This window comes from Flavobacterium frigidimaris (assembly GCF_002217275.1).
Taxonomy (GTDB): Bacteria; Bacteroidota; Bacteroidia; order Flavobacteriales; family Flavobacteriaceae; genus Flavobacterium; species Flavobacterium aquidurense.
In genome coordinates this window covers 16030-29681 of sequence record NZ_MUGV01000021.1, presented here as the reverse complement: position 1 = coordinate 29681, position 13652 = coordinate 16030, and the positions used below count along the sequence as shown (strand labels likewise).

Sequence of the window (13652 nt, the reverse complement as noted above, 5' to 3'; positions counted from 1 at the left end):
CTTTCAGCCAATTTTTTATTTAACAGAATTTTTATGACATTTGTGTTTTTGAAAATAGATCCCCAAAAAAACAAAAAAACAATTTTAAACTAACCTACATGAACAAGAAAACCAAAAAAGGGCTCTTTAGCATTTTGCTATTAGCCAATTTCGTCTTTTTTGCAAGCTGCGAAAATGGAAATGATGACGAAAACTACAAACCAAATTATCAGGCAACTATAGACGCTACAAATTTGCCTGCAGGAAATAAACCCATGACCATGTTTGAAGACGCAGAAAGTTCTTCTAAAATGTACGATAAAAACGATCGTTGGTTTAGAGTCAACGAACCTTTGCAAATTATTCAAAAAGGAAAAGATTCTGTTCAAATATCCTTATACTCTCCTGTTGGACTTACAGATGTAAAAATTTATGCTAAATTGCCTAACTACGATAAGCGATTTGTAATTTATACCTTTTCAAAAATCCCCGCTTTTCATCGCTCTTTCCATCAAATTCCATTAACTGCCGGAAAAAATGATTATTTATCTGAAACCGGAAGTCCTGTTACGATAGATAAGATTGACGGATTTTCTTCAGGCGGTATTGAATTTTCAGTTGAGTCAAGTGATCCTTTGTTTGCAAAATTCAAAAAAATAAAATCTTCCCGTTTAGTTGGGTTCAGCGATTCTTATCATTTAAATAATCCCGTAGATGATCCTAAAAAATATTTGCCGATGAATCCGGTTTTGGCCAAAGAAGCCATTGCTATGATTCTTAATTTTTCGTACGCAATCAGTCATCCTTTATACTATGACACTTTTATTAATTTTGACCGATACAAGCGAGAGCAAGCTGCAACCGCCGGCACTGCTGTAAATGGTGCGCTTAACTGGCATGGCAATGCTGATGATGTAGATGGTGTTTATGATTATTTAACTAAAGTTCAAATTGAACAAGCTTATACAACCTATATTGATAAACGACAACTTAATATCGCTATGGTTGGCGGTGGTTCTGCCTGGGGCGGTGGTGCCTTAGCTTCTCAATGGGAATCTGGTTATGTTACCGGACATTGGAAGGGAGAAATGTCTGTTTGGTCACACGAATATTCACATCATAGTGGCTACAGCCATAGTAGTAATTTAGCCAATAGTGGTGAAGGTGGCGGACAACAGGAAATGTTAACCCATTTTTATAAATATTTGATTTATTTAAATGATCTTCCGTTTACAGATCCGGAGATACTTAAAACGTATACAAAAACAAGCTATCTGACAGGTACTTATAAAAAACCAGTGTTTACAATCGACCCAAAAAATCCATTTTTATTAAAGTATAAAGGAGAAGGAAAATGGAACTAAAAAATAAAATAAACATGAATAAAATACCTTTTATCCTATTATTACTTTGTCTTTTTACTAGTTGCAGTAAAGATGCTGACGGAGAAAACAACGGTACAATCTATAAATATTACTATCCGACCGATGAAGCAACAATTACAGCGAGTGCAATTGGAGCCGGAACTGGAGCACTTGACCCAAAAGGGATTGCGGTAGCAAATAACAAACTTTATATCTGTAATGGTGATGTATTAGAAATTTTTGATGCGACAACTTTAAAATACATCAAAACAATTGCAAATTATACCAAAGGAACTACGACAATTGCCCTTACTAAACTTTCGTCTGTTTGTATTGACAATGGCAGAATCTACGTAGGAAGTGTTGATTCAAGGCTTTTTGTATTTGATGAAAGTACAAATACCGGAATTAGCACGGTAGGAAATGGTCAATGGTGGAATACTTTTGTACACGTTTTTGCTGTTGTCGTAAAAGACGGATTGGTATTTGTGAAAGAAAAAGAAACCTCTATTAAAGTTTTTGAGACCTCACAAATTACCGAATCCAGTGACTGGAATCTAAAGCCAATTGCCAAATTGAATACCTTAAACGGTTTTGATCAAATCTACTCTTTGGATATTGCTTCAGGAAATTTAGTTGTTGCGGGAAGAGATGCAAAAAGCTATTTGTACTACAACATTGCCGATATTAAAGCAAATGCTGCAAGTTCGCTAACAGAGCCAATAAAACCAGTAACCGCTCCTTTTACTGATGCAAAACCTATCGCGATTTCTTTTAGTGAAGATTGGGCTATTACCACAGAAACTGTTGGAAGCTTAAACTACTTACGTCTTTATCCAAAAGAGGAATTTATGAATAAAAATTATACTCCAAGGATTAATGCTAATGATATTATGGGAGCAAATCCTTTTGGTACGATCGTTAGTACAGCCCAATTAAATGATCGCATTTTTTTATCGGATAACACTAATAAAAAAATCAGGGTTATTAAACTTAATCACTCCACCATTACGGAGCAAAAATAAATCAAAACTATAAGTTTAAGAAGACGGTCTAAAAACAGACCGTCTTTTTTTTTATTCCAAATTAAATTAAAAGGATATTTAAAGCAGTATTTAATCTTTTATCAATACATAAAATAGTGGTTTACACAAATTCAAAACATTTATAAATGAATTTGAAATACCGTTTTCAACCTCCCGTTTAACTTCGCTTTATAAAATATTCACCAAAACTGAATACGGATAAAACGATTAAACTATGAAAAAAACCTTCAGCCTATTTCTAGCTATTTCTACTATTACTCTAAGCTCTTTTGCAAAATCCAATCAGGGAGACCCAACTTATGATTGGTTTAAGAAAACAACAGAAGTAATTCATTTCCAGTTAAACAAAGCCGCCCAAACCTATAAGCCGGGAAAAAATCCACGTTCTGTAAATCCGAACGGAACGGTACGATTGGCCGGTTTAACAGATTGGACAACGGGATTCTTCCCCGGAAGTCTGTGGTATGGTTATGAACTTACAGGCGACAAAAAATTAGCAGAGGAAGCTAAAAAATTCACATTGGCACTTGATTCTATCCGTAATATAAAAAACACACATGATGTTGGTTTCATGTTGTACTGCTCTTATGGAAATGCTTACCGAATTACAAAGGAAGAAATCTATCTCCCAGCGTTGAAGGACGGAGCAGCAAACCTTTATGCCCGATTCAATCCAAAAATTGGAGTAATTCGTTCCTGGGATTTTCCCTGGTGGCATTATCCTGTAATTATTGACAATATGATGAATCTCGAATATTTATATTGGGGAGCGAAACAATTCAATAAACCAGAATATACAAATGCGGCAGATACTCATGCCTTAACAACCATGAAAAATCATTACAGAAAAGACTTCAGTTCTTATCATGTAGTCGATTATGACCCTGCAACCGGAAAAGTTTTGCGTAAAGCTACTCATCAGGGTTTAACAGATGAATCAGCTTGGGCACGCGGGCAAGCGTGGGGATTATATGGCTATACGGTATGTTACGAAAACAGCAAAAATCCGAAGTTTTTACAACAGGCTGAAAATATTGCCAAATTCATTATGAACAATCCCAGAACTCCTAAAGATAAAGTTCCCGTTTGGGATTATGATGTTCATAATGCATTAGAAACGGATGAGCTTGCTCCAAGAGACGCCTCAGCCGCAGCCGTTATAGCTTCTGCCTTATTAGATTTGAGTACACAGGTAAAAGACGGTCAAAAATATGTTGATTATGCAGAGACACTATTAAAATCCTTATCGTCAGATGCTTATTTGGCTAAACCAGACGAAAATCATTATTTCCTTTTAAAACATAGTGTCGGTGCTTTTTTATACAATTCTGAAATTGATACTCCGCTTGACTATGCCGATTATTATTATCTGGAAGCTTTAAAAAGATATGCCGAAATCAAAAAAATTGAACTTTAAAAAAGTGGAAACCCAGTTAAATTAAATACGAACATTAAAACACATTTATTATAGAGAAAACCACCAGCTTTTTTTGGCTGGCAATTACCATCCAGCCAAAAAATTGCTGACTTGCTACCTTAACCAAAAACCGTAAATATCCAGTAATTATGAAAAAAAGTTTACTTGCTTTGCTCTGTGTACTTTCTTTGTTAGAAGCAAAGGCACAAAATTCCAATTGGGTATATGACTTTGGCACTAACCTCGCCGCGCCATACACATCTGCTACTTATAGTTCTACTTACTTGCCCGCACCATCGACTGGTGGCGGAAATGCGGGTATAAGGGCTTCATCAGCTACCGAAGGCTTTATCGAACTAATCTCTTCCGGTTTAGCCGGCGGCACCGGAGCCGAACTTAAAATGACCAGTGGTTCTACCGTATCGGGTGCAAAATTTGGGTTGGCTTCTTTTACAGCTACTACCGTTGCCACTTTTGAATGCAAGATCAATATCAGCTCCGGAACTAACGGCAGATTCTTATTGTATTTTGGTAACGGCAGCAATTTTACCAGTGCTAGCGGATTAAGTTTACCACAAACATTTGCCGCATTACGATTATCTCCTACTTCTACTGCTGTTAGTCTCGAATGGCTTTCATCCGCTACAAGTCCCAACTATACAACAACCGGACTTTCTCAAACTACACTTAATAAAAATCAGGTTTACACACTGAAGTTTTTTATGAACAACAGTTCCAGTACAGCATCCTATATCACGGGAAGTGGCACAACGGCAACAACACATAGCCTTCCCGCAGGAACTTTTGATATCTGGATCGACAATGTAAAAGTGCTGGCCAATGCTGATCCCGGAGCAGGTTTGCTCCCAATAGGAACTAGCATTAACGGAATGAATTTACTGAATGTCGCACCGGGTTCATCAGCACCTGTACTGTATCTTGATGATATCAGTTATTCCAATTTTTTAATTGCTACACCTCCGCCACCTCCGCCTACTGTCACTGGTACAATTCTTAATGTTAATTATGAAAACGGAGCTACGAATTCCGGCTTCACGGGTATTGATGTTACACACGCTACCGCACCAGATGCTGCTTTTATGGTGCCCGGGTATACTAGTACCTACGGCATAGGGCATACTGTAAAAATGGGAAACCCTGCCTACGAATCTGACGGTGGTCAACGCAGTGAATCTTCTACTGTTGACGCATATCAATTTTTTCCCGGAGAAGAACGACGCTATGAAGTAAGCTTTAAAATGAAGGACTGGCCTGCCTGGACTTCTACAGATCCGCTTTACGGCGTAGTTCTATTTCAGCTAAAAATGAGCGATGGTGTGGGCGAACCGTTAAGGGTGATTGCGCAGCGAAACGGCATTGAAAGCAAAAGAGATATACGAAATGCCAATGGCGATGCGATAACAACTTCTACTCCATTAGTGGATGATTTTCGCAATTATGCAAATGATTGGATCCACTTACGCATTGATGTAAAGTGGACTACCAATGCTACCGGTTACATCAAGATATATACAAAACTACCGGGAGAGCAGGATTATAGCCTTAAAGACCAGTCTGAAAACATTGTAACTTTTGTGAGCCAATCGGCAGGAAATATTGGCTACTTAAAATGGGGAGTTTATACGCGAGCCGGAAACCCCGGAGAGTCATTAGAAGGTAATACTACACTTACTTTTACAGCCCATCATGACAATATAAAAGTGTTTGAGCTTAACAATACCAGTACTGCTACCGCTCTTTGGAATAACACTATTACAGACAATAATCCGGCTTATCTGCCGGCCCCATATTCTCCTAGTAACGATGTCGTGACAGCCAATGTAGTATCTAACAGCACTTCGCCCAGCTCAGATTTTTCCCGTAACACACTAACGCCCGCCGGCGGCGCTATCCTTAGTGGCAGATATTTATTGGGTGGATGGGCAACAGGTTCAGCTGCTACGCCCAGCCCGTTTGATCCTACTCAGTATTATGAATTTAAAATCGCTCCAAAACCAGGCTACCAGCTTACCCTTAAAAGCATGACATTTAATTGGAGAACCGCAGGCGCTACAAATTCCAACACTTACGTATTGCGCTCCAGTCTCGACAATTTTACCAGCAATATTTCAGCACCGGTTACTGTAAGCGATGATGCTGCTAATACAAGTAATTTTGGAAATAACTCTATTTATGATCTGGCTAATATTTCGACAAACTCCGAAGTAACTTTTAGGATGTATTGGTATGGAGCTACTACTGCTGGCACTCTTGTAGGGATTGACAATTTCGCTTTTAATGGTAGTGTTTTGGCGGTAGAATCAAACTTGAAAATACAGACAAAAAACAATGTAGCAAAAAATACAGATAATGCCGTTTGTACTTATACTGTACAAGGCAATGAATTTGATGCAACGGCTACCGACAACTGCGACAACATTGCGTACAGTTATGTGTTAAGCGGCGCGACAACAGCTACCGCAACAGGTTCATTAGCAAATAAAATCTTTAATAAAGGGGTTACCACAGTTACCTGTACAGCAACCGACGCATGTGGCAGCAGTTCTACTTCGTATACGGTTACCGTTACTGATATTGAAAAGCCAGTCTTTACTGCACCAACTCCAATCACAGTCAGTAATGATAAAAATCAGTGTGGTGCTGCAGTAGTTTTACCTCAACCAATAGTTATTGATAACTGCGCTGTGGCAAGTATTACTAACAATGCTCCTGCTTTATTCCCTAATGGTACAACAACCGTAACCTGGACCGCTACAGATGAAAATGGGAACACAGCTACAACTCCACAAACAGTAACTGTAACTGATACAGAAACTCCAACAATAAACTCAACTGCATCTGTTATTCTTTGTTATGAAGCAAGCGGGAATTATACAATTCCTTTGGCAACAGCCACAGATAATTGCGCTATGACTACTATTGCTTACGTAATTACAGGCGCAACCACAAGAAGCGGAAATGGATTGGATGCAAGCGGAAATTTTAATGTAGGAACGTCTACAATAATATGGACAGTAACTGACAACTCGGGAAATAGTAATACCGCTATAACTACAGTTACCATTAACAATATAATTTCTGTTAGCATTGCCGATGTATATGCCGTAAATCCAGGTGGAAATGCAAATACAATTTATTTAGGTTATGGTCCTTCTTCATTAACACTAAAAGCTACACCTTCAAACGGAACAAGCCCCTTTACCTATTTATGGAGCAACGGAGCGACAACAAATACGATTTCAGTAAATCCATCAACAGCAGGAATTCACGATTACAATGTTGTAATTACAGATGCTTTAGGCTGTTCAGCTTCAATTACAAAACAAATAAAAGTTGTTACTGTTTCTTGTGCTTCTAAAAAAGTAACGATATGCCATAATAATAACAGTCTTTGTATTTCGACTAATGCTGTTTCAGCGCATTTAGCTCATGGTTGTTATTTGGGTGATTGTGAAAGTACTTTAGGCTCAGGCAAGATAAACAATGCTTCAATAACAAAACAAATTGAAGATTTTATAGTACTTGCAGCGCCCAATCCAACGAGAACCGAATTTCAAATAAACATTATGGGAGGAGATAATAGTGAAGATATTCTCATCAATATATTTGATATTTTAGGAAGAAAAATAAATACAGTGAAATCAAATTACACATCGTCTATAGCATTAGACGCTAAGCTAAGTCCGGGAATATATCTTGCAGAAATACATAACGGAACCAATACAAAAACAATTAAATTAGTTAAACAGTAATGCAATTTTTACTGTTTTAACGAACACATAAAGACTTAAGAAGCTATTTTTGATATCAAAAATAGCTTCTTGTTTATATAAAAAAACATATACTATATTTTAATTAACATCTAATGATCAATCTAAAAACAACTTCAGTATTACTTTTTATGCTAATGACGGTTTGTCTGACCAAAGCACAAGAAGCAAAAATAAAAAAAGAAAGTTTTGATGCTATCAATCTTAATTACCCTGGTTTAGAAAAAGTGAACAAACTCTATACGTCCGGTAAATACGAGGATGCAGCAAAAACATTATTAGACTATTATCGAAATAGAAAAAACATCAAACATCCTGAATTTAACATAGGTGACGAGGCCAGTTTTAAAGGAAAAGATATTGGAAAAGCCAATCAGGAAAAAGCTGACAATGCCTTATTACATAAATTTCAGCCTCAAAAAGGGTATGGTTTTTACGATTATGGTAAAAATATTAACTGGGAATACTGGCCTGTAAAAGACAATGAGGTACGCTGGCAACTTCATCGTGTAACATGGTGGCAGCCAATGGGAATAGCGTATCGCAGTACAGGCGACGAAAAATATGCGAAAGAATGGATTTTTCAATTTAGCGATTGGGAAGCCAAAAATCCATTGGGTAAATCGCAAGAAAACGACAGCTACGCCTGGCGTCCGCTAGAAGTTTCTGATCGTATACAGAGCCTCCCGGGTACCTTTAATCTATTTGTGAATTCACCAAATTTTACGCCGTCCTTTTTGCTTGACTTTTTAAACCTGTACAACAAACAGGTTGCTTATATTACACAACATTATACCAAAGATGGTAATCATTTGTTATTTGAAGCACAACGCGTTTTGGGTGCCGGAGCTATTTTCCCTGAGTTTAAACTGGCCGAAAACTGGCGTAAAAGTGGTATCGAAATACTTACTACAGAAATAAAAAAACAAGTTTATCCTGATGGTGTTCAGTTTGAACTTTCGCCAGTATACCACGTAGCTAGTATCGATATTTTTCTAAAAGCCTACAATTCGGCAAAACTCGCTGGCGTTGAAAAAGAATTTCCGGACAGTTATGTTAAAACGATCGAAAATATGATGGTGGCAATAACAAAAATATCTTTTCCTGATTACAACAATCCTATGTTTGGTGATTCCTGGGTGCAGGAAAAATCTTCGAGGTTAAAGCAATTTCAAAGCTGGTCAAATGTGTTTCCAAATAATCAGATTATAAAATATTTTGCTACAGACGGTAAAGAAGGTGCAATTGATTTCTTATCAACAGCATTGCCAGACGCAGGTTTCTACACTTTCCGTAACGGATGGGATGCTAAATCGACTGTATTAATTTTAAAAGCCAGCCCTCCGGGTGAATTTCATGCGCAACCTGATAATGGTACTTTTGAACTGTTTGTGAAAGGCCGCAATTTTACACCAGATACAGGTTGCTACATTTATAGTGGTGATGCCGAAGTAACTAAGATGAGAAATTGGTTCCGTCAGACGAAAGGTCACTCGACATTGACATTGGACAATCAGAATATGGTCATTACCAAAGCGGAGCAAAACAAGTGGAAAACCAGTAAAAATCTGGATCTACTTACCTATACAAATCCAAGTTATACGAATTTGAATCACCAGCGTTCTGTTCTTTTTATTGATGAGAAATATTTTGTGATTATTGACAAAGCCATTGGTTCTGCGACAGGAAATCTGGGTGTTCATTTTCAATTAAAAGAAGACAGTAAGCCCGTTTTTGACAAAGCCAATAATAAAGTTTATACGACTTATGCAGACGGTAATAATCTTTTGATTCAATCTTTAAATTCGGATAAAGTAACACTGAATGAAGAAGAAGGAAAAGTATCGTATGCCTATGCGAAAGAAATCGCCAGACCTGCTTTTGTTTTCGAAAAAACAAAAAGCGACCCTACAACACAACAATTCATAACTGTACTATATCCATTTAACGGAAATAAAGCGCCAGAAATAAGCATTAAACCAAATACAGATAATGATTTTGAAAACGGAATTATTAGTTTAAACATTATCATTGATGGCAAAAAAAGTGACATAAAAGCGACACTGAAAGAGTAAGTAATTTTTCTTCTACAGTTACTACAGACGCCTAAAAGTTTTCTTTTAGGCGTCTTTTTTTATCATCAAATTCTCTTAACCAGATTTAAAGATTGCTTTTCTGTACTTCATTTCAATTAGTTTAAAATCCACTTGGCAATTTCAACTTTAATTTTATCAGTTTTATCTGAAAAAGAAAAAAGGAACATATACTTTTCGGACCTTATTTCATCAAAAATTACATCGTTTTCGTTAACAATGTACTGGCTTTAATTTAACTTTTATCAAACACAAAATATTTCAGAACAGCTCAGTAAAAACAACACTTTCTTTATAAAAAACAAACCAACAAAACAGCACAAAAGCCTGATTTCAAAGGGGGTTTTAATAATTATTAAAGCATTATTAATCAAAATCAATAGTTATTTGGACGTTTTCAAAACTCTTCTGCAGAGCCGATTTATATATTTGTTTTTATTAAAATCAAAAAAAACATGACCAATCCAAAAAAAATGAACCGAACAGAACAGAATCTTTTTTTGTTTACGAGACGAAAAATTCCCCAGCCCCTTTTGCAAGTTAATTTATTGTTATAATTTTCTCCGCTAACAAAATTGAACAATTGATAAAATGAAAATGACAAGTACCATTTTATCAATTCTATTTCAAAAATAGTTTTGAAATTTAGCTCATAATCTTGCCGGAATCATTTGATCAATATCATTTGGTAATACAACAAGAAAGCGGACAATTTATTTGACAAGACGAAAACTAAACTTAAATAATATCAATTAGGAATAAGATCGCACTTATTTCAATTTAAAAAAAATTATGAAAAGGACTATATTTTTATTTTTACTGCTTACCGCTTGTACAGTTATGTATGGTCAGGATATTATTACCATAAAGGGTGTAGTAACTGATGCGCAAAACATGCCAATGCCAGGAGCAACAGTTTCTGAAAAAGGAACTAAAAACAGTACTACTACTTCGATAGATGGTGAATATCAAATCAAACTAAAATCTAATGCTACATTGGTATTCTCTTACCTGGGAACAAAATCGAAAGAAGAACAGATTAAAGGCCGAACAACTATAGACACAAAATTACTGGACGACACCAATAATCTGGATGAGGTAGTTGTAGTGGGTTACGGTACCAAAACGAGAAAAAACCTTACTGGAGCGATATCTTCTATAAAAGGGGATGAATTGGCAAAAATTCCGGTTCAAAACGTTGCTCAGGCTTTGCAGGGTCGTATCGCCGGTATGCAGGTGACAATGCCTGACGGAACTCCGGGCGCTCAACCTTCATTGAGAATTAGAGGAGGAACTTCAATCACTCAAAGCAACGAACCTTTGTACGTAGTTGACGGTGTAGCACAAACGGGCGGTTTAGCTTTTTTAGATGGAATGGATATTGAGTCTATGGATGTATTAAAAGATGCATCATCTACCTCTATTTATGGTGCTCAGGGAGCAAATGGAGTTATTTTGGTTACTACTAAAAAACCAAAAGGAGGAAAACTTACTTTAAGTTATGATACGTATGGTGGTATCAAAACCATTGCTAAAGAGATTCCGGTTATGAATCCATATCAATATGTTCAGTTAATGTACGAAGGCGTACTTGATGATCCGGCAAGATTACAGAAATTTGAGAATAATTTTGGGACATTTAATGAACTGGAAGGACTTTATAAAAACAGAGCAGGAGTTAATTGGCAAGATGAAGTTTTTGGAAATGCAGTAGAAAGCCAATATCATAAAATTAGTATTAGTGGTGGAGAGAGCGATACTAAATACAACGCTTTTTATTCTGTTAACAATGATCAGGGGATTATGATAGGAAGTGGTTCTGTAAAAAACATTGCAAAACTAGCTGTAACAAACAATGTAAGCAAAAAATTTACTGTAACTGCCATTGTCAATTATTCAAGTCAAAAAATAACAGGTTTATCTACCCAGGAAGGCGGAAATACCAGATTGAACATGTTGCAGAATTTACTTCAGTACAGACCAACAATTGGAAAAAATGGATCTGATGAAGATCTTAAATATTTAGTGGTAGATCCTTTAGACAATCAATCTTCCCCAACATTTCAAAGTCCGCTTATTACGATTGAAAGTCAAAAAAGAGAAGCTGTTAACCGATCTCTTAATATGAGCATGCAGTTGCAATATAACATTACCCCGGACTTAGTTTATCGTGGTTTAGTTAGTTACACTGACAATAGCGATAAAAGCAAATATTTTAACGATGCTACCGGTATTCAGGCGATCAGAAGCGGGGGACCAAACGGAGGAGTTACACACAATATTTCGACCCGTTTAAATTACAATAACGTTTTAACGTACAGCAAAGCTTTTGGAGCAGACCACAAATTTGATGCAACGGTTGGACAGGAGTATATTTATAATTATGCTGAAGGAATTACAGCCACAGCTTCTGCTTTTCCCGGCGTTAATTTAGGTTGGGACAAATTACAACTGGGAACTATTGCCGGAATTCCGACAACATTTGCTGAAGATGATAAATTGCTGTCATTTTTCGGAAAAGCAAATTATTCCTTTAAAAACAGGTATTTATTCTCTGCCAGTTTAAGAGCTGATGGATCTTCTAAATTCGGAACTGAAAATCAATGGGGATATTTCCCTTCTGTCTCTGCCGCCTGGCGTATAATTGAGGAAAATTTCATGAGAAGTGTACCTGCTTTCTCTGATTTGAAACTTCGTTTGAGTTATGGTGAAGCCGGAAACAACCGAATTGCCAATTATGCTGCATTAGGTATTTTCAATTCCGGATCTTATCCGCTAAACAATCAGGTAAATATTACCGCTTTTCAAAATACCCTACCTAATCCATACTTGAAATGGGAAGCTACAAAATCGACCAATATTGGTTTTGATTTAGGATTCTTTAAGCAAAGAATTTCCCTCACAACAGAATTGTATGACAACCGTTCTAAAGATTTACTTTATAACACGCGTGTTCCGGCAAGTTCAGGTTTCAAAAAACAATTTCAGAATATTGGCTCAACTTCTAACAAAGGAATTGAATTCACTTTAAATACGGTGAATATCAAAAATGATAATTTTATTTGGAATACCACTTTTAATATTGCTTTTAATAAAACAAAAGTACTTAGCTTAAGTGAAGGCGAAACGTCATTAATAACCAATAGCTATACAGATAAAAGCGATTACATTTTACAGGTAGGAAAACCAGTAGGAACGATGTATGGTTATGTTCGTGATGGTTTATATCAGGTAAGCGATTTTGATTATAATTCGACACTTAACACTTATACTTTAAAATCAGGCGTAGTTAGCGACAATCTTGTCGTGCAACCCGGATTTATAAAATTTAAAGATATAAATGGTCCAAATGGAGTGCCTGATGGCGTGATCAATGATTTAGACAGAACAACTATTGGAGATGCAAATCCGAAATACACAGGAGGTTTAAACAATACTTTTAGTTATAAAGGAATAGATCTAAGTGTATTCCTTGATTTTACGGTAGGAAATGATATTTACAATGCAAACACGCTGAACAACTCAAGACTTAATTTTGAAAACCTAAATTCATTATCCATCTATGCTGACAGATGGACTACTGTTAATGCAGCCGGACAACGTGTAACAAATCCTGATGAATTGGCAGCTTTAAATGTGGGTAAAACCAATCCGGTTTATAATGGTAATGCAACTGGTCGTTTATATAGTGATATTATTGAAGACGGTTCATTTTTGAGAATCAACAATATAAGTCTTGGTTATACATTACCGAAAGAATGGCTGAAAAAATCTAAAATCTCAAATTTGAGAATCTATTTTACAGCTTATAATTTATATACGTTTACCAAGTATACTGGTTACGATCCGGAAGTAAGTGTTCTTAATAACGCCATAACAAGAGGAGTTGACTTTAGTGCTTATCCAAGAAGTAAATCTTTTGTTACAGGCTTAAATATTTCACTATAATTTTAAAGTTTCGA

6 protein-coding genes are annotated in these 13652 nt (G+C 36.3%); all 6 read left to right on the top strand.

Annotated elements, in window-relative coordinates; genetic code table 11:
* Positions 1 to 98 precede the first annotated feature (98 nt).
* The 6 genes from B0A65_RS13315 to B0A65_RS13290 all read left to right on the top strand — a co-directional run bounded on the left by B0A65_RS13315 (position 99) and on the right by B0A65_RS13290 (position 13638).
* Positions 99 to 1343, top strand: coding sequence for a hypothetical protein (locus B0A65_RS13315; RefSeq protein ID WP_074663077.1), 1245 nt, complete (start codon positions 99 to 101; stop codon positions 1341 to 1343).
* A gap of 14 nt (positions 1344 to 1357) precedes the next feature.
* Positions 1358 to 2368 carry a YncE family protein gene (locus B0A65_RS13310; protein ID WP_242670281.1) on the top strand — a complete coding sequence of 337 codons (1011 nt, stop codon included), beginning with the start codon at positions 1358 to 1360 and terminating at the stop codon, positions 2366 to 2368.
* 235 nt (positions 2369 to 2603) lie between these two features.
* Positions 2604 to 3806, top strand: coding sequence for a glycoside hydrolase family 88 protein (locus tag B0A65_RS13305; protein WP_074663082.1), 1203 nt, complete (start codon positions 2604 to 2606; stop codon positions 3804 to 3806).
* Between the two features lie 149 nt (positions 3807 to 3955).
* Positions 3956 to 7579, top strand: a complete 3624-nt coding sequence (locus B0A65_RS13300) for a heparin lyase I family protein (RefSeq protein WP_074663085.1) — start codon at positions 3956 to 3958, stop codon at positions 7577 to 7579.
* Between the two features lie 113 nt (positions 7580 to 7692).
* Positions 7693 to 9672, top strand: coding sequence for a heparin-sulfate lyase HepC (hepC, locus tag B0A65_RS13295; RefSeq protein ID WP_074663087.1), 1980 nt, complete (start codon positions 7693 to 7695; stop codon positions 9670 to 9672).
* Between the two features lie 810 nt (positions 9673 to 10482).
* On the top strand, positions 10483 to 13638 hold the full coding sequence (locus B0A65_RS13290) for a SusC/RagA family TonB-linked outer membrane protein (RefSeq protein WP_074663089.1): 3156 nt from the start codon (positions 10483 to 10485) through the stop codon (positions 13636 to 13638).
* Positions 13639 to 13652: the final 14 nt, after the last annotated feature.